The 23,186-nt window shown below is 63.9% G+C and carries 19 protein-coding genes; 6 read left to right on the forward strand and 13 right to left on the reverse strand.

Going from position 1 to position 23,186, the window contains the following annotated elements:
- Window positions 1–8 precede the first annotated feature (8 nt).
- Complete coding sequence (gene creD / locus ACODS1_RS20965; RefSeq protein WP_489087181.1) at window positions 9–1,343, reverse strand: cell envelope integrity protein CreD; 1,335 nt, start codon at window positions 1,341–1,343, stop codon at window positions 9–11.
- Between the two features lie 170 nt (window positions 1,344–1,513).
- Here creD and ACODS1_RS20970 point away from each other — a divergent pair, with 170 nt between their 5' ends.
- From ACODS1_RS20970 to ACODS1_RS20990, 5 genes are all read left to right on the forward strand, one after another.
- Window positions 1,514–2,053 (forward strand): hypothetical protein, encoded by a 540-nt coding sequence (locus ACODS1_RS20970; RefSeq protein ID WP_489087182.1) that lies wholly within the window; start codon window positions 1,514–1,516, stop codon window positions 2,051–2,053.
- A gap of 219 nt (window positions 2,054–2,272) precedes the next feature.
- On the forward strand, window positions 2,273–3,904 hold the full coding sequence (locus ACODS1_RS20975) for a VRR-NUC domain-containing protein (RefSeq protein ID WP_489087183.1): 1,632 nt from the start codon (window positions 2,273–2,275) through the stop codon (window positions 3,902–3,904).
- The gene (locus ACODS1_RS20980; protein ID WP_489087184.1) at window positions 3,901–6,201 is read left to right on the forward strand and encodes an ATP-dependent DNA helicase; all 2,301 of its coding nucleotides are present in this window, start codon (window positions 3,901–3,903) and stop codon (window positions 6,199–6,201) included. The genes ACODS1_RS20975 and ACODS1_RS20980 overlap by 4 nt, the downstream gene beginning before the upstream one ends.
- A 138-nt stretch (window positions 6,202–6,339) precedes the next feature.
- Window positions 6,340–6,753, forward strand: a complete 414-nt coding sequence (locus ACODS1_RS20985; RefSeq protein ID WP_489087185.1) for a hypothetical protein — start codon at window positions 6,340–6,342, stop codon at window positions 6,751–6,753.
- 15 nt (window positions 6,754–6,768) lie between these two features.
- Entirely contained in the window at window positions 6,769–6,909 is a 141-nt protein-coding gene (locus ACODS1_RS20990; RefSeq protein WP_489087186.1) for a hypothetical protein, read from the forward strand.
- A 286-nt stretch (window positions 6,910–7,195) separates the two neighbouring features.
- Here ACODS1_RS20990 and creC read toward each other — a convergent pair whose 3' ends face one another.
- The 6 genes from creC to ACODS1_RS21020 all read right to left on the reverse strand — a co-directional run bounded on the left by creC (window position 7,196) and on the right by ACODS1_RS21020 (window position 14,294).
- Window positions 7,196–8,617, reverse strand: coding sequence for a two-component system sensor histidine kinase CreC (creC, locus tag ACODS1_RS20995; protein WP_489087187.1), 1,422 nt, complete (start codon window positions 8,615–8,617; stop codon window positions 7,196–7,198).
- A 3-nt stretch (window positions 8,618–8,620) separates the two neighbouring features.
- Window positions 8,621–9,301: a two-component system response regulator CreB gene (creB, locus tag ACODS1_RS21000; protein WP_489087188.1), complete on the reverse strand. Its 681-nt coding sequence runs from the start codon at window positions 9,299–9,301 to the stop codon at window positions 8,621–8,623.
- A 325-nt stretch (window positions 9,302–9,626) separates the two neighbouring features.
- Window positions 9,627–10,064 carry a CBS domain-containing protein gene (locus ACODS1_RS21005; protein WP_489087189.1) on the reverse strand — a complete coding sequence of 146 codons (438 nt, stop codon included), beginning with the start codon at window positions 10,062–10,064 and terminating at the stop codon, window positions 9,627–9,629.
- Window positions 10,065–10,120: 56 nt separating this feature from the next.
- Complete coding sequence (locus ACODS1_RS21010) at window positions 10,121–12,151, reverse strand: methyl-accepting chemotaxis protein (protein WP_489087190.1); 2,031 nt, start codon at window positions 12,149–12,151, stop codon at window positions 10,121–10,123.
- 165 nt (window positions 12,152–12,316) lie between these two features.
- Window positions 12,317–12,829, reverse strand: a complete 513-nt coding sequence (gene rloA2 / locus ACODS1_RS21015; RefSeq protein ID WP_322978811.1) for a retropepsin-like aspartic peptidase RloA2 — start codon at window positions 12,827–12,829, stop codon at window positions 12,317–12,319.
- Window positions 12,830–13,055: 226 nt separating this feature from the next.
- Window positions 13,056–14,294, reverse strand: a complete 1,239-nt coding sequence (locus ACODS1_RS21020) for an HD-GYP domain-containing protein (protein ID WP_489087191.1) — start codon at window positions 14,292–14,294, stop codon at window positions 13,056–13,058.
- A gap of 166 nt (window positions 14,295–14,460) precedes the next feature.
- Here ACODS1_RS21020 and yihG point away from each other — a divergent pair, with 166 nt between their 5' ends.
- Window positions 14,461–15,351: a 1-acylglycerol-3-phosphate O-acyltransferase, YihG family gene (yihG, locus tag ACODS1_RS21025; RefSeq protein ID WP_489087192.1), complete on the forward strand. Its 891-nt coding sequence runs from the start codon at window positions 14,461–14,463 to the stop codon at window positions 15,349–15,351.
- A 113-nt stretch (window positions 15,352–15,464) separates the two neighbouring features.
- Here yihG and fdhA read toward each other — a convergent pair whose 3' ends face one another.
- The 6 genes from fdhA to ACODS1_RS21055 form a co-directional block, all read right to left on the reverse strand.
- Complete coding sequence (gene fdhA / locus ACODS1_RS21030; protein WP_322978824.1) at window positions 15,465–16,664, reverse strand: formaldehyde dehydrogenase, glutathione-independent; 1,200 nt, start codon at window positions 16,662–16,664, stop codon at window positions 15,465–15,467.
- 223 nt (window positions 16,665–16,887) lie between these two features.
- The gene (purU, locus tag ACODS1_RS21035; protein WP_489087193.1) at window positions 16,888–17,751 is read right to left on the reverse strand and encodes a formyltetrahydrofolate deformylase; all 864 of its coding nucleotides are present in this window, start codon (window positions 17,749–17,751) and stop codon (window positions 16,888–16,890) included.
- A gap of 147 nt (window positions 17,752–17,898) precedes the next feature.
- Entirely contained in the window at window positions 17,899–18,528 is a 630-nt protein-coding gene (locus ACODS1_RS21040) for a sarcosine oxidase subunit gamma (RefSeq protein WP_489087194.1), read from the reverse strand.
- On the reverse strand, window positions 18,521–21,538 hold the full coding sequence (locus ACODS1_RS21045) for a sarcosine oxidase subunit alpha (protein ID WP_489087195.1): 3,018 nt from the start codon (window positions 21,536–21,538) through the stop codon (window positions 18,521–18,523). Before ACODS1_RS21045 ends, ACODS1_RS21040 begins: the two co-directional genes overlap by 8 nt.
- A complete protein-coding gene (locus ACODS1_RS21050; RefSeq protein WP_268179294.1) occupies window positions 21,535–21,861 on the reverse strand; it encodes a sarcosine oxidase subunit delta in 327 nt (108 codons plus the stop codon). The genes ACODS1_RS21045 and ACODS1_RS21050 overlap by 4 nt, the downstream gene beginning before the upstream one ends.
- A gap of 55 nt (window positions 21,862–21,916) precedes the next feature.
- The gene (locus ACODS1_RS21055; protein WP_322978828.1) at window positions 21,917–23,167 is read right to left on the reverse strand and encodes a sarcosine oxidase subunit beta family protein; all 1,251 of its coding nucleotides are present in this window, start codon (window positions 23,165–23,167) and stop codon (window positions 21,917–21,919) included.
- Window positions 23,168–23,186 lie beyond the last annotated feature (19 nt).

The following is a 23,186-nucleotide window of genomic DNA, read 5'->3' on the forward strand; positions in this document are numbered from 1 at the left end:
ATTGGGCTTCAGACGTTGCGGCCAACGCCGTACCAGTCCAGCTTGCGGGTCAGCACCATCACGCTGCTGAGCACGCCGAACACCAGCAGAGAGCCCATCAGCAGGGCGTAGTCCTCGGCGCTGAGCAGGCCGAAGAGCATCCCGTACAACGCCGCCAGCAAGGCACCAAAGCCCAGGCCACGCTGCCAGCTGTGCAGCACGAAGCTGACGTAGAAGCCGATCAGGCCGACGCAGGCGCCTGCCGACAGGCCATAGGCCAGGGCAAACGGCAGGTGCTCGGAGAGCGACAGGAGCAGCAGGTAGAACAGCGCCAGCGACAGACCGACCAGGGCGTACTGCACCGGGTGCACGGCCAGGCGCTTGAGCACCTCGAAGAGGAAGAAGGTGGCGAAGGTCAGGGCGATGAACAGCAGCGCATATTTGATCGCGCGATCGGTCTTCAGGTACTGGTCGACGGGATCAACGAAACTCACGCCAAAGCTGCGGCCGAACAGTGCCTGGCACTGGTTCTCGCCAGCACAGCTACGCAGCGCTTCCTCGAGATTGGTGGCGAAGAAGCTGGTCTGCCATTCGGCACTGAAACCCTGATCGGTGATCTCACGACGACTCGGCAGGTATTCGCCGACGAAGCTCGGGTGCGGCCAGTCGGACTTCAGGCTGACGCGACTGTCGCGGCCCACCGGCACCACATCGAGTTGCTCGGTGCCCTGCAGCTTGAGGTCGAAGGCAAAGTCGAGCACCTGCCCGCCCTGGCTGTCCAGCGCTGGCAGCGCTACGTGCACGCCATCGCCGAAACGGTTGTCGTGGGTGCCGGGCGCGAAGCTCAGGGTCTGACCATTGAGGCGCAACTTGAGGTCATTGTTGATGCCACGAATATCGCTGATCCCGACGGCGAGGAAAGGCGTCTCGAAGCGATAGAAGCCCAGGTCGTCGCCCAGCCCCAGACGCGCCGGCAGGCGGAACTGGCCGCTGACCTGGCTATCGCTGCGATACAGGCGCGCCTCGTAAATGCCACGGGCGCGCAGCTCGGTGCCGATCTGACCGTCGAGCACGAAGCGTTCCGGCAGGAAATACAGGCGACCACGGCGCTGGTGTTCTTCGCTGTAGCGCTCACCGGTCTTCTCGTTGGTTTTCCACTCATGGGTGGTCTTGATATAGGGCACGACCAGGATCGGCCCGGTAATCTGCTGGCGATAGCTGGAACTGCGGGCGATGTCCTGCAGCACCTGATAGCGCAGGCCTTGGCGCTCGTCGACCAGGCCATCGATCATCAACAGGGGAATCATCAGCAGCAAAATCAACAGGGCGATGGCGCCCAGCTTGAAGCCCAGGGTACGGCTCATGGTACGGCTCTCCGTAGCGAGTGAAGGTACGGCAGAGTCTGGGCAGCGGCGATGGGAGGCGTATGGGGTGAACGTGGAGATTGTGTGGAGACTGTATGAACGAGAAAGGGCGCCGATTCAGGGCGCCCTTTCTAACTGCTATGCGGCATAAGACTGCTCCCGCGTGATGGATGACCGGATCAGCTGATACGGCTGGCACCCACGCGGTCAGCGCCATCTGCGGCTACGCGGTTGGCACCCACACGGTCAGCACCGTCTGCGGCTACGCGGTTGGCACCCACACGATCAGCACCGTCTGCAGCTACGCGGTTGGCACCGACACGATCAGCACCGTCTGCAGCTACGCGGTTCGCACCGACACGATCAGCACCGTCTGCAGCTACACGGTTCGCGCCGACACGATCAGCACCGTCGGCAGCTACGCGGTTCGCACCGACACGATCAGTACCGTCTGCGGCTACGCGGTTCGCGCCAGCGCGGTCGGCACCATCTTCAACGATGCGGAAGCGCTCCAGGGTACGCTCGTAGCCACCTTCGGCAACGCGGTTGGTGCCGACACGATCTGCGCCATCTTCAGCGACGACAGGGGCAGCGGACTGTTCGGCGGAAACCTGCGGCAGGGCGAAAGCGCTGGCAGACAGGGTGGCGATAACGAGGCTGGCGAGGATTTGCTTTTTCATGGTCGTTCTCCGAAAGAGGGGGGTAAGTAACTGGCTACGGGGCCCATGTTACGCACGCCCCAAAACGGCAAAAGGCACATCTCGGGATAGTGACAATCAATGCCATCGATACTTGGAAAAGCCCTTATCGATCAGACAGATAGTCAGCACGACTGACCTCTCGGCAGCCCCCTCGCCTTCCGTCTGCTCGACAGCGCTGCGAGTGAACGGCACTGGCATCTGTATAAAAAACCAGTAAAACTTCGCCTCATGCTCAGCCTCGACGCCCCCGAACTCTATTACCTGGCCAACTTCCGCAAGGCGCTTGCCTGGCTCGACGCCCATCACCGCGACCTGATGGACGACGCCGAGCGCGCCTTCCTCGCGGATTTTCCTCAGCTGCCCCTGCCCGCTCAGGCGCTGCTGGTGCGCCTGGTGATGCGCAAGGGCGTGCACTTTCGCGTGAGCAAACTGCGCTACGCCGAGATCGGTGATATCCCCACTGCCGCCGCGCCACTGCTGCAACGGGGCTGGCTGATCGACTGCGCCGCCCTGACCTTCGACGAGCTGGGCGCCCTGCTGCTCAAGGACGAACTGGCCGCGCATTTCGCCAGCGATCTGCCAGACGGCAATCTGAAAAAGAGCGAAGCGCTCGACCACCTGCGCGAGCTGCATATCGAACCACGCAGCCTGGCCGACTGGTGCCCTAATCTGCACGAGTGCCTGCTGAGCCTGGCCATCGGCCCGCTGTGCGACCGCCTGCGCCTGATGTTTTTCGGCAACCTCGCGCAGGACTGGTCGGAGTTCGTGCTCGCCGACTTGGGCATCTTCCGCTACGAGCAGGTACCAATCACGCCGGGCTCGCGCGGCTTTCGTCACCGCCAGGACGTCGACGACTACCTGCACCTGCGCGCCTGTCGCGAGGCCTTCGAGGTCGGCATGACGGTCACCGAGGTACTGCAGCAGCTCGGCGATTTCTCCAGCGACAGCCCGCATATAGGCGAACGCCACCAGCGCCTGCTGCTGCAATTGGCGCAGCATCTGGAGCGCGCTGGCGAGCTGGACTCGGCGCTGGCGCTATACCGCGACACCCGTGCAGTGGGCTCGCGGCAACGGCAGATTCGCGTGCTGGAGCGCCTAGGCCAGGATGCCGAAGCATTGGCACTGGCCGAACAAGTAATCGCGGCACCGCATAATGCCGAAGAGGCGCAACTGGCCGAGCGAGCCCGCACACGTTTGCGCAAACGCCTCAGCCTACCACCTGCGACCAAGGCGGCGAAGCTGATCGAGGATCGCCTCGACCTGCGCCTGCCGCGCGCCGCCAGCGTCGAGCTGGCCGTGGCCATGCACCTGGCCGAACCCGATGCGCCGGTACATTACGTGGAGAACACACTGATCTGTGGGCTGTTCGGCCTGCTCTGCTGGGAGGCGATCTTCGCCCCGCTGCCTGGCGCCTTCTTCCACCCCTTTCACACCGGCCCGGTGGATCTGCACCGCGCCGACTTCCACACCCGCCGCAGCGAGCTGTTCGCCGCCTGCCTGGCGCGCCTGGACGACGGCAGCTACCTCGAGGCCATGCGCCGCACCCACGCCGAGAAGTTCGGCATTCAGTCGCCCTTCGTGTTCTGGGAGCTGCTCGATACCGAACGTCTGGAACAGGCGCTAACCTGCCTGCCACCCGCGCACCTGGCCGCCTGGTTCCGCCGCCTGCTCGCAGACATCCGCGAGAACCGCGCCGGCATGCCCGACCTGATCCAGTTCTGGCCGGCCGAAGGCCGCTACCGAATGATCGAGGTGAAAGGCCCCGGCGACCGCCTGCAGGACAACCAGAAGCGCTGGCTGGCCTTCTGCGCCGAGCACGGCATGCCGGTCAGCGTCTGCTATGTGGAGTGGGCCGAGTGAGCCTGCGCATCGCCGTGCGCGAGCTGTGCGAGTTCACCGCCAAGGAAGGTGACCTCGACCTGCGCTTCACCCCCTCGCCTACCGCGCAGGAAGGCATGGCCGGGCACGCCACGGTGGTGGCGAGGCGCGGCCCGGACTATGTGGCCGAGTTGCCACTAATCGGCCAGTTCGAGGGGCTGACCGTCAGTGGCCGCGCCGATGGCTTCGACCCCGAGTTTCGCTTGCTGGAAGAGATCAAGACCCACCGTGGCGACATCTCGCGCATCCCGGCCAACCACCGCCTGCTGCACTGGGCGCAGGTGAAGATCTACGGCTGGCTGCTGTGCCAGGAACTGGGCTTCGAGGAACTGGATCTGGCGGTGGTGTACTTCAACGTCATGACCCAACAGGAAACGGTGTTCCGCGAGCGCCACAGCGCCGCGTCGCTGGGCGAGTTCTTCGCCCTGCACTGCCGCCGTTACATCGAATGGGCGCGGCAGGAGCAGGCGCATCAGCAAGCACGCAATCAGGCATTGGAAGCGCTGGAGTTCCCCTACGGCGAATTCCGTCATGGCCAACGGCAACTGGCTGAAGCCGTATACCGAGCCGCGCGTGACGGCCACTACCTGCTGGCGCAGGCCACCACCGGCATCGGCAAAACCCTCGGCACCCTGTTCCCGCAGCTCAAGGCCATGCCCGGCCAGCAGCTCGACCGCCTGTTCTTCCTCAGCGCCAAGACGCCAGGCCGGCGCCTGGCACTGGATGCCCTGCAACGCCTGCGCGAGCCGGACACGCCGCTGCGTGTGCTGGAGCACGTCGCCCGCGACAAGGCCTGCGAGCACCCGAGCAAGGCCTGCCATGGCGACTCCTGCCCGCTGGCCAAGGGCTTCTACGACCGCCTGCCGGCAGCGCGCAGTGCGGCGCTCAAGGAACGCTGGCTGGATCAGCAGGCCGTGCGCAATATCGCCATCGCCCACGGCGTGTGCCCCTACTACCTGAGCCAGGAACTGTGCCGCTGGAGCGACGCGGTGGTGTGCGACTACAACTACTACTTCGACCTCGGCGCCCTGCTGCACAGCCTCACCCTGATCAACCAGTGGCGCGTCTGCCTGCTGGTGGACGAAGCGCACAACCTGGTGGAACGCGGGCGCGGCATGTACAGCGCCGAGCTGGATCAGGCGCGCTTCAAAGCCATGTGTCGCGACGCGCCGAAGCGCCTGAAAAGCGTGCTGGAACGGGTCGACCGCCACTGGGATCAGCTGCACCGCGAGCAAGCGGTGCCCTATCAGGTCTACCCGCTGGCGCCGGACTTGTTGCTCGCTGCGCTGGGCAAGGCGGTCAGCGCAATCACCGACCTGCTTACCGACCAGCCTGAAGGCAATGGCGGTGAGCTGCTCAGCTTTTACATGGACGCCATGCTGTTCTGCCGCCTTGCAGAAAGCTTCGGCCCGCACTCGCTGTTCGATATCAACCGCGATGAAGTCGGTAATGGGCGCAGCTATTCGACCCTGTGCATCCGCAATATCCTGCCGGCGCCCTTCCTCGGCCCGCGCTTCGAGGATGCCCACAGCGCCACGCTGTTCTCCGCCACCCTCAGCCCCAGCCACTACTACCTCGACCTGCTCGGCCTGCCGGAAGAGACCCAGTGTCTGGATGTGGCCTCGCCCTTCAGCGCCGAACAACTGCACGTGCAGGTGGTGCGCAACCTGTCCACCCGCTACCAGCACCGCGACGCCTCGCTGGCGCCGATCTGCCAGTTGATGTCACGCCAGTACGCCGAACGCCCGGGCAACTACCTGGCCTTTTTCAGCAGCTATCAGTACCTGGAACAGGTGCTGCAGGAGCTACGCCGCGAGCACCCGCAGATCCCGGTGTGGACGCAATCCCGGCAGATGGACGAAGCAACGCGTCAGGGCTTTATCGAGCGCTTCCAGATTGGCGGGCGCGGCATCGGCTTCGCCGTACTCGGCGGGGTTTTCGGTGAAGGCGTCGACCTGCCCGGCGAACGCCTGATCGGCGCCTTCGTCGCCACCCTCGGCCTGGCCCAGCTCAACCCGATCAACGAAGAAATCCGCCAGCGCATGGACACCCTGTTCGGCAATGGCTACGACTACACCTACCTCTACCCCGGCCTGCAGAAAGTGGTGCAGGCCGCCGGCCGAGTGATCCGTACGCCAGAAGACCAAGGCGTGCTCTACCTGATCGACGACCGCTTCGCCCGCCCGGAAGTGCGCCGCCTGCTGCCGAACTGGTGGAAAGTGGAACTGCTGCGCTTGCCGCTCAAAACTCCCACCCCCGAGCCGCAACCCGACCTGTAGGATCGGCTGGGCGGCATTCCGTTTTATCCGCCATCATCGAGGCCGAAGACGGGTTTGGCGTTGCTCTACCCGCCCTACACTTTGCCTACACCACCAGAACGACGAAGGCGCCCAAACGGACGCCTTCAGTCGGAGCGGATGTTGCAGGGGCGATCAGGCAGTGCGGTTAACACCAACACGATCGGCACCATCTGCTGCTACGCGATTCACGCCGACACGATCAGCACCGCCTTCAGCGACACGATTGGCACCCACGCGATCTGCACCATCGGCAGCTACACGATTAGCACCGACACGGTCTGCACCACCTTCAGCTACGCGATTGGCGCCGACGCGATCTGCACCATCTGCAGCTACGCGATTCACGCCGACACGGTCAGCGCCGCCTTCAGCTACGCGGTTGGCACCGACGCGGTCTGCACCATCTGCAGCTACGCGATTCACACCGACACGATCAGCACCGCCTTCAGCGACACGATTAGCACCGACGCGGTCTGCACCATCGGCAGCTACGCGATTTACACCGACACGGTCAGCGCCGCCTTCAGCTAAGTGGTTGGCACCAACATGGTCAGCACCGTCTTCAGCGACGACGGGGGCAGCGGTGGATTGAGCGGTGACCTGCGGCAAAGCGAAAACGCTGGTGGACAGGGCGGCGATAACAAGGCTGGCGAGGATTTGCTTTTTCATGATCAGGCTCCTGGATGAGGCTGGTAAGTGGCTACGGAACCTATGCTACTCGCATTAAATCGATTAAAAAGCGCAAATAAATAAACAAAACAATCAACTTTATCGATGTATAAGGCAATACCAAAGTGCTCACTTCGCCTGCCTGGGCGATAGGGCTCGGTGCCAAGGATGGATTTGAGGTTGCTTCAGAACTTCATGGCTGAAACGGAATACCGCCCACCCGCCCCCATGATGACCGCTCGGACTGTGGGAGGCGCTTCAGCGGCGAGTCGCGGCTAAAGCCGCTCCTACAGCGCAGCGCAATCTAGGCGAGCAAGGCCAGGCGCACTTCCACCCCGCCGTCGACATTGCCGATATGCAGTTCCCCTCCATGCAGCTCGGCCACTTCCTGCACGAAGTTCAGGCCAAGCCCGGTGCTTTTGCGCCCGCCATTGGGGCGCGGCAGGGAGTAGAAGCGTTCGGTCAGGCGGGCCAGCGCGTAATCGGGAATGGCTTCGCCCTGATTGAACAGGCGCAGGACGATGCGCTCACCCTGGCGCTCGGCGGCGATGCGAATCGTCCCGCCGGGCGGGGTGAAGTCGAGGGCGTTGTCCAGCAGGTTAGCCAGCGCCTGGCGCAGCAGGAAACGCTCGCCGCGCAGGTTCAGCCCGGTCGGCAGTACCTGTTCGATCTGCAGATTGGCGGCGGTGATGCGCGCCTGCTGCGCTTGCAGCAGTTCGTCCACCAGTGGCGCCAGCGGCACCGCTACGCGCTCTTCCAGCCCCTGGCGCTGTTCTACCTGAGCCAGGTGCAGCAGGCGTTCGATGAGGTTCTGCAGACGCGCGCTTTCCTGCTGGATATTGGCCACGAAGCGCTGGCGCTGGTCGGTAGGCATGTCGCTGTCGAGCAGTTCGGCGGCGCCACGGATGGCCGCCAGCGGGCTTTTCAGCTCGTGGGTCAGGGTGTGCACATAGCGCTCGACATAGGCCTTGCCTTCCAGCTCGGTACGCATACGCTCCACCGCCTGTGCCAGTTGCCCCAGCTCGCCGCCACGCACCTTGGGTGGCTCGGCGCGCTGGCCCTCGCTGACTGCCTGGGCGTAGCGGGTGAGCTTGCCCAGCGCGGCACTGAGCCACCAGGACAGCGCCGCGCCGATCAGCAGACCGAGGCCGATCAGCCCGGCGCCGAGCCAGCTCAGGCGATTCTGCGAGCGCTCGATGTAGGGCTGCAGAGTACGGTTGGGCTTGGCCACCGAGACCACGCCAATGATCCGCTCACCGTCTCTGATCGGCGCGGCCACGTACATCACCGAAGAGTCCGGATCGTTCGGATCTTCACGGGTCGAGCGCGCACCGTACTGGCCGCGCAGGGTCAGCAGCACGTCGTTCCAGCGCGAGTAGTCCTGGCCAATGGCCTGGCCGGTGGAGTCGAGCAGGACGATGCCCTTGTCGTCGGTGACGTAGATGCGGTGATTGACCTCGGCCTTGGTCAGGCCCCAGATGGTCGCCTGCGGCTGACGCCGGCCATAGGCCTCCAGCGCCTCGTTCAGACGCCCCTGGCCGAGCGTGCCGGCCTTGACCTGGTCGCGCAGGATCTCGGCCAGCAGATTGGCGGTGTCGACCAGGGTTTCCTCGGTGCTCTGGCGCACACCGGGGCGAATCTCGTCCATCACCGTACTGAGCACGAACCAGCCGGACAGCCCGACAAAGAGGAAGTAGACGAGGAAGATGCGTACGCCGAGCGGCATGAGTCAGCTCTCCGGCTCGAAGCTATAACCCAGGCCGCGATGGGTCTGGATCGGCTCTTCGCGCGGGGCGATGGCGCGCAGCTTGGCGCGCAGGCTCTTGATATGGCTGTCGATATTGCGCTCGTAGCCGGCCTCGCTGGCCACGCCGAGAGCATCGAGCAATTGCTCGCGGGAATAGACGCGGCGCGGCTGGCCGAGCAAGGTGCGCAGCAGGCGGAATTCGTGGCGGGTCAGGCTCAGCGCCTGGCCATGGTAGTGAATGCGAAAGGCCGCCTCATCGATCTGGAAGAGGCTCGGTGCTGGTGCCTCTGCAGTATCACGGGGCAGCACACGCCGCAGAATGACCTTGACCCGCGCCGCCACCTCACGCGGGCTGAAGGGTTTGACCACGTAGTCGTCGGCGCCGATTTCCAGGCCCACCACGCGGTCGATTTCCTCGCTGCGTGCGGTGAGAAAGATCACCGGCACCTCGGAGAAACGGCGCAGGCGCTTGCACACTTCGAAGCCGCTGATATCGGGCAGGCCGACATCGAGAATGGCCAGGTCGAAGGCGCCGTTTTCCAGCAACGTCAGCGCTTCGCCACCCAGGCTCGTCCAGTGCGTGACGAAGCCTTCGGCCTGCAGGGCGTAAACCAGCGTATCGGCAATCGCGGCTTCGTCTTCGACTATGAGTATCTGCGGCATGGGGCATCCTGCACCGGGGGGGGCGACGGCAGGAGACTGCCGAGGGCGGGATCAGGCGTCAAGCAGGCAATGGATGTAGGGCGGGTGAAACCCGCCGAACGCCGTTGGCGGGTTGCACCCGCCCTACAGGGGCGACCGGGGCGGAGCCGCTAAGGGCGGGATCAGGCATCAAGCGGGCAATGGAACGTAGACCGGGTGAAATCCGCCGGGGGGCTGTTGGCGGGTTGCACCCGCCCTACGGGATGCTGAGGAAGAGATCAGGCGTCAGGCAGACAATGGACGTAGGGCGGGTGAAACCCGCCGAGCGCCGTAGGCAGGGCCTCCCTTAGTGCTCGCCGCGAATGTACTGTTCCAGCTGGCGGATCAGGTCGGCCTGTTCGGCGATGGTTTCCTTGACCAGGTCACCGATGGACAGCAGGCCGATCAGTTCGCCTTCGGCCAGTACCGGCAGGTGGCGCAAACGGCGCTCGGTCATCAGTTCCATGCAGTGCTGCAGGTTGTCACGCGGACCAACGGTGATCACGTCACGGGTCATGATCTCGCTGACCTTGGCGTTGAGCATGGAGCGCTCGGCCAGGGCCACCTTGCGCACGTAGTCGCGCTCACTGACGATGCCCACCAGGCGCCCGCCGGACATCACCACCAGAGCGCCGATGCCCTTCTCCGCCATGATGCGCAGGCCGTCGAGCAACGAATCGTCGGCATCGATGCTGTGCAGAAAGGCGTTGGGCTTGGTTCGGAGAATCTCGGCGACCGTTTTCATGCTAGGGCTCCCAGTGGTTAGAGCTGTTTTTTAGCAGACTTCGACCGCCTGGTCACTCAGTCGAGGCGGAAACGCCCGGTGTTCTGTGCCAAGCCCTCGCTGCCGCGCTGCAACTGTTCCGCCGCCTGGCTGACCGCCTGAGCACCTTCGAGCAGTTGGCCGGCGGCCTGATCGACCTGCTGGATATTGCCGCTGACCTCGTCGGCGGTGGCCGCCTGCTGCTCGGCAGCGGTGGCGATCTGTGCCAAACGGTCGCTGACGCGCTGCACCGAGTCGACGATGCGCTGCAACTCGTCGCCCATGGCCAGTACGCTGCCGATGTCGCCATCGGCCTGGCTGCAGGCATCTTCCATCAGCGTCACCGACTGACCGACCACGCGTTGCAGATTGTCGACAGTCTGGGCGATTTCCTGGGTCGAGTCCTGGGTGCGCTTGGACAACGAGCGCACCTCGTCGGCAACCACAGCGAAGCCACGCCCGGCCTCGCCTGCCCGCGCGGCCTCGATGGCGGCGTTGAGCGCCAGCAGGTTGGTCTGCTCGGCGATGCCCTTGATCACCTCGACCACGCGGTTGATCTGCTGGGTCTGTTCGCGTAACTGCTGCAGTGCCTCGGCGCTGTCGCCCAGGCGACGGCTGAGCTGACGCATGCTGGCGCTGGTGCGCTCGCTGCGCTGGCTGCTGCCGAGCGCCACTTCACGCGTTTGCTGGGCCTCCATCGCCGCCTGTTCGCAGCTTTGCGCGACGCCCTGGGCGGTGGCGGCCATCTGTGTGGCAGCCGTGGCGATCTGGCTCATCTGCGCCTGTTGCTGCTCGACGGCATCCAGCGAATCGCGCGCCTGGGTACCGAGCAGATGGACGGTGCCGTCGAGCTGCTGACTCTCCCGGTTGACGCCCTGCAAGGAGTCACGCATCTGCTCCACGGCGGTGTTCAGCGCCTGGGCAATGGCGGCCAGGTCGTCACGCCCGGCGACCTGCATGCGCACGCGCAGATCGCCGTCACGCAGCCCGCGCGCGGCGTCGATGATGGTACGGGTGCCCTGGCGGATCGAGGTATTGAGGCACAGCAGTACGTAGAGGGCGATCAGGGTGAGCACGCCGAAGGCGCCGATCACCTCGATCATCTGCGACAGGGCGCGTTGCCGGTAAACGCCGAGGCTGTCGGAGAATTGCTGGTAGAGCGCCTGTTGCAGGGCTTGCAGTTGCGTTTCCAGCGCCATTTCGCGCTGTACGAACTGCTCGGGCGTGAGCGCCATGGGGCTGGCCTCGAACATGTCCCGGTCGATCTGTGCCAGGAAGTCGTCGAAGGCTTTCAGGGCGGTATCGAATGGCGCGCTCAATTGCCGCATGGCCTGCGGCGCTTCGCGTGACAGCGTGGTCTGCGCCTTGATCAGTTGCGCACGCTGTTCATCCAGGCTGCGCCGCAGATCGCGAATCAGCACACGGCTCTGGAGGGTGAAATGCTGCGCGACCACCGCACCGTGGCCCTGCGCCGCGAAAGTGCCAAGCTGCTCGAGCAGGCGCGGCATGATGTAGGTGACCTGCTCCATCATCAGGTAGGTATCGAGGCGCGGATCGAGGATCAGCGTGCTGTCGGTCGCCACCTGTTCACGCAGGGCAATCAATGTCAGCAGCGTCTTCTGGTAGCGCTCCAGCGCGTCAGGCAATGCCAGGCTCGCCAGTGCGTTGACGCGCAGGCCATCGCGGCTGCTCTGCAGCGCCTGGAAGTGCTGGCGCGCCTCGTCGCTGATCAGGCTGCTCTGCAGTGGCTCGGCTGCGGCCTGCAAGGCTTTGTCGAGTTCGGCTTCGCGTTCTCGCAGCAGCCCTTCGGCAGCTTTCTCGGTGCCCCTCCAGCGCGCCAGCAGCGTGCGCTGGGCAATCAGCTCCTGCTGTACCTGGGCCATGCGCTGCAACGCCTGCGCGCCTTCGAGCTCATCGTCTATCGACTGCAGACGCCCCAGGTAGTCGCTGCTGATGATCCACAGGGCGTAGCCCAGCGGCAGCGCGAACAAAAGAAACACCACCTGAAACTTGCGGGCAAAACTGAAACGCTGGAATAGCCGTACACCTGGCTCGAGTACTCCCGTCATCGCGACACCTCAGCAACCTGTTGGGCCTAGCGGCCTGGCGGACAAATGCAGCTAGCAAGAAACAGGCCCGCAGTTACCGTTCAAGGTGGCGAAAGGGAGGCGGGACACTCGGCAGGAGTGTACTGGCCATTGCGTATCAGGCTTTTCTGAAATGCGACAATTTGCTCAGCATTGCGGACGATCACGGGTGTAGCGTGCCGCCGGATCGACCGCCACGCCGAACTCACGCATGGCGCTGGCGCCAATCAGCAGGGGATAGCTGAAGGTGCTGCGGTCGGTCAGATTGACTTCGATATTGCGTTGTTCACCGCCCAGGCAGACCGGCATTTCGATCACCGGCCGCTGGGAATAGGCGACCTCCTGCGTCCCGGCCTGGTCACCCTCTTCCGTGCGCTTCTTGATCTCGGCGATACGCACCAGCGGGTGTTCGTAAAGGGTGTCCTGCGCACCGTCCACCGCCAGGCGAAAGCGCACCCAGTCCTGGCCATCGCGCTCGAACGGTTCGATATCCGTGGCCGACAAAGAGGCGGTCATGGCGCCGGTGTCCATCTTGGCCTTGAGGGTCTTACCGAGGGCAGGCAGGGTAACCAGCTCGTAGCGGCCATAGAGATCGGGCTGTTCGTCGGCCAGGGTCGGCAGGCTGACAGCAGCAGCCAGCAGAAGCAGGGCATGTTTCAAGGATCGATCCTCTCGCTTGGGTTGACCGAGAGTCGGACTGCACCGGGCCCGCCATGTTCCGGCACAAGCGTTACAACATGCTGCTAGGTTCTGTACGAAAAGTCGTCGAGCGAAGGTCAGGCGAGGCAAAAACAGTTGAGGAAGCGGAGTTTACGAGCTGTAAATGAGCATTCCGAACCTGTTTTTAACGAAGCATCACCGAGCGCAGGCACTTTTCGTACAGAACCTAGCGCCCACGGCCATTGAGCTCCATACCCGTCCACAACTCGTCCAGGCCCTCGAACCCCCACTCCTGCGCCGACTCGCGGCCGACGATGCGATCCTGGTCGGTGATCTTGCTCAGGTCGACCACCGTCTGCTTCAGCGGCAGGCGCGACTTGGCCGAGAAGAACACCTTGACCCTGGGCGCCAGCAGCGCCTTGGGGTTCTGCTCCATGACCACCGCCAGCCGTCCGCTCTGCAGGCGCACCAACGCACCCACCGGGTAGATGCCGACCGTTTTGACGAAGGCCTGGAACACCAGTTCGTCGAAATGCCCCTTCCACTCGGCCATCTTGCGGATCGACTCGGCCGGATCCCAGCCCTGCTTGTACGGCCGGTTCGAGGTGATGGCGTCGTACACGTCGCAGACCGCGCCCATCTTCGCCAGCAAGCTGATCTGCTCGCCCTGCAGGTGATGCGGATAGCCGCTGCCGTCGACCTTCTCGTGGTGGTGCAGGCAGACATCGAGCACCAGGGCGCTGACCTGTTTGCTGGCGATCAGAATACTGCCGCCCTCCTCCGGGTGCCTGCGCACCGTGGCGAACTCGCTGTCGGTGAGCTTGCCTGGCTTGTCCAGCAACTCCTGCGGCACCGCCATCTTGCCGATGTCATGCAGCAGTCCGGCAAGGCCGGCCTCGCGCACGGCGGTCTCGGGCAGGCCCAGCTGGCGCGCCAAGGCGATCATCAATGCGCATACAGCGACCGAGTGCATGTAGGTGTACTCGTTGCTGTGCTTGAGCCGCGCCAGGCTGATCAGGGCATTGGGGTGGCGCATCACCGACTGGGAGATTTCCTCGACCAGCGATTCGGCCTGCTCGAACTGCAGCGCCTGGCCCATGCGCGCATCGCTGAACATATCCATCACGGCCTGCTTGGAGCGCGCGCAGAGCTTCACTGCGTGCTCCAGCTCCTGCTCCATGGACAAACGCTTGATCTCGGGGGGCGCCATGGCCGCCATCAGGCGGGCCTCGGCTTCGCACTCAACCTCGGCTGCGGTGGCGGCCTGTACCCCGGCCGCGACGTCGGCGCCCTTGCTGACATCGATCCACAGCTCGCTGATGGCACTGTCGCGGATGCGTGCCAGATCCTTGTCGGAGTCGAGGAGAAACTTGGATTTCCAGAACGGATGATCCATCCAGGAGCCGCAGAATTCCTGAATGAACATACCGACCCGCAGATCGGCTACGGCGATCCTTTTAAGCATTGAACGTACACCGGCAAAGAGAACCAACCGTCCGTGGCAAACATGATGTCGCTGTTGCGAGTTTTGGCACATCGGCCCCAACCTGGCAATACGCCAGTGAGGCCGACTTTGAGTCAGGCGCCACGCTTGCATAAGATGGATGCTCAATGCCTGCCATGGAGTCGACATGCGCCCTCTGCTGACCGGCCTCGCCACCCTCGTTCTGCTGCTTGTCAACACCCTGATCCTGATCGGCCCACTGCTGTTGATCGCCCTCGCCAAGTTCGTGCTGCCGGGGCAGTCGGCGCGTGATACCTGCTCGCGCGGGGTGATGTGGGTCGCCGAGTTCTGGGCCGAAAACTGCAAGCGCATCTTCGCCCTGCTCACCCCGACGCACTGGGACATTCGCGGCAACGCCGAGCTGCGTAGCGACCGTTCTTATCTGGTGATCAGCAACCACCAGTCCTGGGTCGACATCCCAGCGTTGGTGCAGGCGTTCAACCGCAAGACGCCCTACTTCAAGTTCTTTCTCAAGCAGCAACTGATCTGGGTGCCCTTCCTCGGCCTGGCCTTCTGGGCGCTCGACTACCCCTTCATGAAACGCTACTCCAAGGCCTTTCTGCAGAAGAACCCACACATGCAGGGCAAGGATCTGGAGATCACCAAGGCTGCCTGCGAGAAGTTCAAGCGCCTGCCGGTAACGGTGGTCAACTACCTGGAAGGCACCCGCTTCACCCCGGCCAAGCAGGCCCAGCAGCAATCGCCTTACCGTTATCTGCTCAAGCCAAAAGCGGGTGGTGTGGCCTTCGTTCTCGCCGCGCTGGGCCAACAGATCGACGCCGTGCTCGACGTCACGCTGGTCTACCCCGAGGGCAAGCCTCCTGGCTTCTGGGCATTGCTCAGCGGTCAGGTAGGCAAGGTGATCGTCGATATCCAGACTCGCAGCCTGGCCCCGGAGCTGTGGCAGGGCGACTACCAGAACGACCCGGTATTTCGCCAGTACATGCAGGACTGGGTCACTCAGCTCTGGCAGGAGAAGGACGCGCGCATCGCGCAGATTCGTGCCGAACGGCAGTGATTACGCATAAGAGAAAAAGGGAGCCCGAAGGCTCCCAAAGAAAGGCGCGGACCAATGCGCCTAGGCCGTGAAACCTATCATTACCAACCCCGGAGGCAGCCGGGGTATGGCAGTCACGCGGCGCTGAAGGTCTTGTGCGGGTCGATGACGAATTTCTTCGGCACGCCCGCGTCGAACTCGCCGTAACCGCGCGGCGCTTCGTCCAGGCTGATCACCTCTACGCCGACGATTTCGGCGATGTTCAGGCGATCCCACATGATGGCTTGCATCAGCGCGCGGTTGTACTTCATCACCGGAGTCTGGCCGGTGTGGAAGCTGTGCGACTTGGCCCAGCCGAGGCCGAAGCGAATGCTCAGGCTGCCGATCTTGGCGGCGGCATCCACCGCACCCGGGTCTTCAGTAACGTACAGGCCCGGAATACCGATCTTGCCGGCAACGCGGGTGATCTGCATCAGCGAGTTGAGCACGGTGGCCGGTGCTTCGTGCTTGGCGCCTTCGTGACCATGACCACGAGCCTCGAAGCCCACGCAGTCGATGGCGCAGTCGACTTCCGGCTCGCCCAGCAGCGCAGCGACCTGCTCGTGCAGCGGGGTGTCCAGGGACAGATCGGCGATCTCGAAGCCCTGAGCCTTGGCATGCGCCAGACGAGCCGGGTTGAGGTCACCGACGATGACCACGGCAGCGCCGAGCAAGCGAGCCGAAGCAGCAGCGGCCAGGCCGACCGGGCCGGCACCAGCGACGTAAACGGTGCTGCCAGGGCCGACGCCAGCGGTAACGGCGCCGTGGTAGCCGGTGGGCAGGATGTCGGACAGGCAGGTCAGGTCACGGATTTTTTCCATGGCCTTGTCGCGATCCGGCAGCTTGAGCAGGTTGAAGTCGGCGTAAGGCACCAGCACGTATTCGGCTTGGCCACCGGTCCAGTCGCCCATGTCGACGTAGCCGTAGGCGCCGCCGGCACGCGCCGGGTTGACGGTCAGGCACACGCCGGTGTGCTGTTCCTTACAGGAACGGCAACGGCCGCAGGCAACGTTGAAGGGAACGGAAACCAGATCACCGATCTGCAGACGCTCGACGTCGCGGCCCTTCTCGACCACCTCGCCGGTGATCTCGTGACCCAACACCAGGCCTACCTGAGCGGTGGTACGACCGCGCACCATGTGCTGGTCGGAGCCGCAGATGTTGGTGGAAACGACTTTCAGGATGACCCCGTGCTCGATCTTCTTGCCGCGCGGATCCTGCATTTTCGGGTAGTCGATCTTCTGCACTTCGACCTTGCCCGCGCCGAGATAAACCACACCACGATTACCAGACATACGTAACTCTCCTTTCTTTTTGTGGATACAAGTCGCGACAGATGCCGCGCGGCCTTGCACTGGAGCTTCTTTCGTCTGTTGCCGGAAACCGCCGTTGAAATCTGGCAGGGCGGGTTCCGTAGGGTGGGCCGGGCGGCGTTCCGCTTCGGCCCACCAATAAGGTTTTTCATTGCGACCGGTGGGCTAAAGCCCACCCTACGCGGTGACACGGCTGCGACTGCCCTCAGGCGTTGAGCACTACCGTGCGGTTGGCGTTAAGGAACACGCGGCGGTCGATGTGGTAACCCACTGCTCGCGCCAGCGTCAGGCACTCGATGTCACGGCCCTTGGCGATCAGGTCTTCGGGATAGTGCGCGTGATCCACGGCTTCCACGCCCTGGGCGATGATCGGCCCTTCGTCGAGGTCGTTGTTGATGTAGTGGGCGGTGGCGCCGACCAGCTTGACGCCCTTCTGATACGCCTGGTGGTAGGGCTTGGCGCCCTTGAAACCCGGCAGCAGCGAGTGGTGGATATTGATCGCCCAACCGTCCAGCTTGCGGCACAGCTCGGGCGATAGCACCTGCATGTAACGGGCGAGGACGACCAGCTCGGCGCCAGTGTCTTCGATCACCCGCATCACCTTGCGCTCCTGCGCCGGCTTGTCGGCCGGGTCGAGCGGAAAGTGGTGATAGGGGATCCCATGCCAGCGCGCCAACGGCTCCAGGTCGGGGTGGTTGGACACCACCGCGACCACGTCCATGGACAATTGGCCGATGCGCTGACGATAGAGCAGATCGTTCAGGCAGTGATCAGCCTTGGACACCATCAACACCACCCTGGCGCGATAGCCCGGTGGCGTCAGTTCTACTTCCATGCCGAACGGCGCCAGGCGTTCGGCAACGCCGGCACGAAACGCGGCCTCATCGAACCCTTCCGGCTGACGAAACTCGACGCGGATGAAGAAGCGCGAAGACAGGCGGTCATCGAACGAATGGTGCTCGGTGACGTAGCAACGCTGCTCGAACAGAAAGCGCGTCACCGCATCCACAGTGCCCAGCACGCTGGGGCAGTGAGCGGTGAGGATCCAGGTATCGGGGGTGCGGCTCATGTTCGGGCCCTCGTTGAGCTACGCCTTCCCGGCGTAGGGTGGATGACGCCTGGCCTACGCGGCCGGCCCCATCCACCTTTGCGGCATCACGGTGGACGAAAACAGCGTCGTCCACCCTACATGCTCCCCAGAGGGAGCCGTTCGCGATCAGGCCTCGACCGCCAACCCGTACTCGGCGCTGGCATCCTGCAGCCACAGCCAGAAGTAGTCGGAGAAGCTGCGGCGGATCACCAACTCCCAGGTGTCTTCGCCAGTGTGGCGAATCACCAGTTGCGACTTGGCGAACACCGTGCCGACAGCCTTGCCGACCGGGAAGTTCTTCGGATGCACGTCATAGCTGCTGGACTTCATCAGCAACTCGCGCACCTTCGGCCCGGACAGCTCCAGCAGGGTCTGCCCGCCGCTGACGTTGACCACCGAGATGTGCTGGCCGTCCAGGGCTTCACGCAGCTTGCGCTCAACCTCGAACTCGCTGCCGCCTGGCACGATCAGCAGCCACTCATCCGGGCCCAGCCACTGCAGCGAGGTGCCGCCATTGGCCACCAGGGTCAACGCCCCTGGCAGCTCGATGCCGAGCGCCTTGTGCACGCCGCCAGCGAAATTCGCATCATCGGCGTGACCACGCAGGATCAGATGGCCCAGCAGTTTCTTCTCGCGCAGCGTGACCCCGGCGCCCTTGCGGCCCTTGCCGACCAGCTCGTGCAGGCCGGCGTGGTGCAGGGAGGATTGCCCTTCAATGTCGGCAGGGCGTTGTTGAAAAACATTGGCGTTAGACATTCTGGCGATCCCCTTTCGGGTCATAGAACACGGGGCTGACGATTTCGGCTTCGATCACGCTGCCATCGACCAGCGGCGCGAAGACGCGCTCGCCGATGCGCGACAGGCCACCGCGCACCAGAGCCATGGCGAAGGAGTAGCCCATCGCCGAACTCATGTAGCTGGAGGTGACGTGGCCAACCATGGTCATCGGAATCGACTGCTTGGGATCGAAGACCAGTTGCGCACCTTCCGGCAGCACCTTGTTCGGATCCAGCGGCTTGAGGCCAACCAGTTGCTTGCGGTTCTCCTTCTTGCAGTCTTCGCGGTTCATGCCGCGCCAACCGATCCACGAGAACGGCTTGGTACGGCCAACGCACCAGCCCATGCCCAGATCGTCCGGGGTGACCGAACCATCGGTGTCCTGACCGACGATGATGAAGCCCTTCTCGGCGCGCAGCACGTGCATGGTCTCGGTGCCGTAAGGCGTCAGGCCATGCTTCTTGCCGGCGGCGATGATCTTCTCCCACACGCCCAGGGCATAGTTGGCCTGCACGTTGACTTCGTAGCTCAGCTCACCGGTGAAGGAGATACGGAACACACGAGCCGGCACGCCGCCCACGTTGCCTTCCTTCCAGGTCATGAAGGGGAAGGCGTCCTTGTCCAGGTCGATGTCGGTGACTTCGGCCAGCAGCTTGCGGCTGTTGGGGCCGGACAGGGTCATGGTGGCCCAGTGGTCGGTGACCGAGGTGAAGTACACCTTCAGTTCCGGCCATTCGGTCTGGTGGTAGATTTCCAGCCATTCCATCACGCGGGCGGCACCGCCGGTGGTGGTGGTCATGACGAAATGGTTGTCGGCCAGGCACGCCGTCACACCGTCGTCGAAGACCATGCCGTCTTCCTTGCACATCAGGCCGTAGCGGGCCTTGCCCACGTCCAGCTTGGTCCAGGCGTTGGTGTACACACGGTTGAGGAACTCGCGCGCATCCGGGCCCTGGATGTCGATCTTGCCCAGAGTCGAGGCGTCGAGGATGCCCACCGCGTTGCGCACGGCCAGGCACTCACGGGCCACGGCGGCGTGCATGTCTTCACCGTTTTTCGGGAAGTACCAGGGACGCTTCCACTGGCCAACGTCTTCGAACTCGGCGCCGTTCTCCAGGTGCCATTTCTGCATGGCGGTGTAACGCTTGGGCTCGAACAGCTCACCACAATGACGACCGGCGATGGCGCCGAAGGTGATCGGGGTGTAGTTCGGGCGGAACATGGTGGTGCCCATCTCGGCGATGCTGATGCCGATGGAACGAGCCGCGATGGCCAGACCGTTGATGTTGCCCAGCTTGCCCTGATCGGTACCGAAGCCCAGCGCGGTATAGCGCTTGACGTGCTCGACCGACTCGAAGCCCTCACGGGTGGCCAGCTCGATACCCGCAGCGGTGACGTCGTTCTGCTGGTCGACGAACTGCTTCGGTGCACGCGAGGTGCCCTTGTCGTGCGGCACCTGGAACAGTGCAACGGTGGCTTCTTCGATGCGTTTCTCGGCCTTCGGCAGGTTGCCGGTCACGGCGCTGAAGCCCACTTCGGCAGCTGCCTTGGCGCCTGCTTCGAAACCATCGGCCAGGCTATCGCCCAGACCGAATACGCCGTTGACCGCACCCGCGCAATGACGCTTCTGGAAGCCTTCGCCCGGGACGAATGCGAGGATGTCTTCGCGCCATACCGGGCGACCGCCCAGGTGCGACGCCAGGTGCACGACCGGGCTGTAGCCACCGGAGCTGGCGATCAGGTCGCAATCGACCACTTCGCCCGGGCTGGTGACCTTGTGTTTGGCCAGATCGATGGCGCAGATGCGCGCACCGGTGACGCGCTTGCTGCCGCGCGCTTCGACCACGGCACTGCCCGTGAGGATGCGCACGCCACGCCGGCGCGCTTCTTCGACCCAGCTACCACGCGGGTTGCTGCGGGCATCGGCCACGGCCACCACCTGGCGACCGGCGTCGAGCCAGTCGAGCACCACGCGGTAGGCGTAATCGTTATTGGTCGACAGCACCAGCTTCTGACCGGGCGCGACGCCGTAACGGCGCACATAGGTCGAGACGGCATCGGCCAGCATGTTGCCGGGCACGTCGTTGTTGGCGTACACCAGCGGACGCTCGTGAGCACCGGTAGCCAGTACCACGCGACCGGCACGCACACGGTGCATGCGCTGACGCGGCTGGCCCATCGGGGCGACTTCACCGAGGTGATCGGTCAGGCGCTGGTGAATGGTGAGGAAGTTGTGGTCGTGGTAACCGTTGACCGTGGAACGCGGCAACAGGGTCACTTCCGGCATTTTCTCCAGCTCGGCGAGGGTCTTGGCGACCCACTCGGCGGCCGGTTTGCCATCGAGCATCTCGCGAGTGGAGAGCAGGCTGCCGCCGAACTCTTCCTGCTCGTCGGCGAGGATTACGCGCGCACCGCTACGACCGGCAGCCAGGGCTGCAGCCAGACCGGCAGGGCCGGCACCGACCACCAGCACGTCGCAGTGCCGGTTCATGTAGTCGTAGATGTCCGGATCATTTTCCTTCGGCGAACGGCCGAGACCGGCGGCCTTACGAATGTACTTCTCGTAGGTCAGCCACAGGTTCTGCGGGTACATGAAGGTCTTGTAGTAGAAACCGGGCGGCATCATGCCGCCGCCGACCTTCCCGAGAATGCCCATCAGGTCGGTATTCACGCTCGGCCAGCCGTTGGTGCTGGCAGCCGCCAGGCCCTGATACAGCGCCTGCTGGGTGGCACGCACGTTGGGGATCTGCGCCGCTTCGCTGGCACCGATCTGCAGGACGGCATTGGGCTCCTCAGCACCGGCAGCGACGATGCCGCGCGGACGCGAGTACTTGAAGCTGCGGCCGACTACGTCGACGCCGTTGGCCAGCAGCGCTGCGGCCAGGGTGTCACCGGCATAACCCTGGTAGGTCTCGCCGTTGAAGCTGAAGGTCAGGGGCTGGCTCCGGTCGATGCGGCCACCCTGGGAAAGACGATTGACCTGGCTCATGCCGTTACTCCTTGGTCGGCGGCCTTCTTCGCAGCGACAGTGGCTTCAGTCACGCTGGGGCTCTCGCCGATCTTGTAGGTTTCGAGAATCTCGTAACTCACCGTGTGGCGAGTGACGTTGAAGTACTGACGGCAGCCCGCCGCGTGAATCCACAGCTCGTGGTGGATGCCGCGCGGGTTATCGCGGAAGAACAGGTACTCGCCCCACTCCTCGTCGGTGCAGGCGTTCGGATCCAGCGGGCGCGCGATGTGCGCCTGGCCGCTGACGTGAAACTCTTCTTCGGAACGCAATTCGCCGCAGTGAGGGCAGAAGATATGCAACATGCTCGGTACCTCCAGAGAACCATCGTCCCTCTCTCAGCGAGAGAGGGCGCCAAAATCAGTGCGCCACACCGGCCGCGCCGTGCTCATCGATCAGCGCACCGTTGTGGAAGCGCTCAATGGAGAAGGGCTTGGCCAGCGGATGCATCTCGCCCTTGGCCAGGCTGGCAGCGAACACGTTGCCCGAGCCCGGGGTGGCCTTGAAGCCGCCGGTACCCCAACCGCAGTTGATGAACAGGTTCTTCACCGGCGTCTTGGCGATGATCGGGCAGGCGTCCGGCGTGGTGTCGACGATGCCGCCCCACTGACGGTTCATGCGCACGCGCGACAGCACCGGGAACATCTCGACGATGGCCTGCAGGGTGTGTTCGATGGTCGGGTAGGAGCCACGCTGGCCGTAGCCGTTGTAGCCGTCGATACCGGCGCCGATGACCAGGTCGCCCTTGTCCGACTGGCTGATGTAGCCGTGTACGGCGTTGGACATGATCACGGTGTCGATGATCGGTTTGATCGGCTCGGATACCAGGGCTTGCAGCGGGTGCGACTCCAGCGGCAGGCGGAAGCCGGCGAGCTTGGCCAGGTGGCCGGAGTTACCGGCAGCGACCAGGCCGACGCGCTTGCCGCCAATGAAGCCCTTGGTGGTTTCCACGCCGACCACTGCGCCGTTTTCCTTGCGGAAACCGATCACTTCGGTCTGCTGGATCAGGTCGACGCCCAAGGCGTCGGCGGCACGGGCGAAGCCCCAGGCCACGGCATCGTGACGGGCCACACCACCACGGCGCTGCAGCGAGGCACCGAGAATCGGGTAACGGGTGTTCTTCGAGCAATCCAGGTAGGGGATCATCTCCGCCACCTGCTTGGCATCCACCACTTCACCGTCGATACCGTTGAGGCGGTTGGCGCTGACGCGGCGCTCGATGTCACGCATGTCTTGCAGGGTGTGGCCGAGGTTGAACACGCCACGCTGAGAGAACATGACGTTGTAGTTGAGGTCTTGCGACAGACCTTCCCACAGCTTCATCGCGTGCTCGTACAGGTGCGCGGACTCGTCCCACAGGTAGTTGGAACGCACGATGGTGGTGTTACGTGCAGTGTTGCCACCGCCAAGCCAGCCCTTCTCCACCACGGCGACGTTCTTCACGCCGAATTCCTTGGCCAGGTAGTAGGCCGTGGCCAGGCCGTGACCGCCACCGCCGACGATGATCACGTCATAAACCGGCTTGGGCGTTGGGTTACGCCACATGCGCTGCCAGTTCTCATGATGGCTGAACGAGTGCTTGAACAGGCCGAAGCCGGAATAACGTTGCATGGGCATGCTCCAGGGTTCT

This window comes from Pseudomonas sp. FG29, from assembly GCF_057809355.1.

Coding starts and splice junctions, on each gene's coding strand:
- creD (WP_489087181.1), bottom strand. CDS start 1,343: ATGAGCCGTACCCTGGGCTTCAAGCTGGGCGCCATCGCCCTGTTGATT.
- ACODS1_RS20970 (WP_489087182.1), top strand. CDS start 1,514: ATGACCGGATCAGCTGATACGGCTGGCACCCACGCGGTCAGCGCCATC.
- ACODS1_RS20975 (WP_489087183.1), top strand. CDS start 2,273: ATGCTCAGCCTCGACGCCCCCGAACTCTATTACCTGGCCAACTTCCGC.
- ACODS1_RS20985 (WP_489087185.1), top strand. CDS start 6,340: ATGTTGCAGGGGCGATCAGGCAGTGCGGTTAACACCAACACGATCGGC.
- ACODS1_RS20990 (WP_489087186.1), top strand. CDS start 6,769: ATGGTCAGCACCGTCTTCAGCGACGACGGGGGCAGCGGTGGATTGAGC.
- creC (WP_489087187.1), bottom strand. CDS start 8,617: ATGCCGCTCGGCGTACGCATCTTCCTCGTCTACTTCCTCTTTGTCGGG.
- creB (WP_489087188.1), bottom strand. CDS start 9,301: ATGCCGCAGATACTCATAGTCGAAGACGAAGCCGCGATTGCCGATACG.
- ACODS1_RS21005 (WP_489087189.1), bottom strand. CDS start 10,064: ATGAAAACGGTCGCCGAGATTCTCCGAACCAAGCCCAACGCCTTTCTG.
- ACODS1_RS21010 (WP_489087190.1), bottom strand. CDS start 12,151: ATGACGGGAGTACTCGAGCCAGGTGTACGGCTATTCCAGCGTTTCAGT.
- ACODS1_RS21020 (WP_489087191.1), bottom strand. CDS start 14,294: ATGCTTAAAAGGATCGCCGTAGCCGATCTGCGGGTCGGTATGTTCATT.
- yihG (WP_489087192.1), top strand. CDS start 14,461: ATGCGCCCTCTGCTGACCGGCCTCGCCACCCTCGTTCTGCTGCTTGTC.
- fdhA (WP_322978824.1), bottom strand. CDS start 16,664: ATGTCTGGTAATCGTGGTGTGGTTTATCTCGGCGCGGGCAAGGTCGAA.
- purU (WP_489087193.1), bottom strand. CDS start 17,751: ATGAGCCGCACCCCCGATACCTGGATCCTCACCGCTCACTGCCCCAGC.
- ACODS1_RS21040 (WP_489087194.1), bottom strand. CDS start 18,528: ATGTCTAACGCCAATGTTTTTCAACAACGCCCTGCCGACATTGAAGGG.
- ACODS1_RS21045 (WP_489087195.1), bottom strand. CDS start 21,538: ATGAGCCAGGTCAATCGTCTTTCCCAGGGTGGCCGCATCGACCGGAGC.
- ACODS1_RS21050 (WP_268179294.1), bottom strand. CDS start 21,861: ATGTTGCATATCTTCTGCCCTCACTGCGGCGAATTGCGTTCCGAAGAA.
- ACODS1_RS21055 (WP_322978828.1), bottom strand. CDS start 23,167: ATGCAACGTTATTCCGGCTTCGGCCTGTTCAAGCACTCGTTCAGCCAT.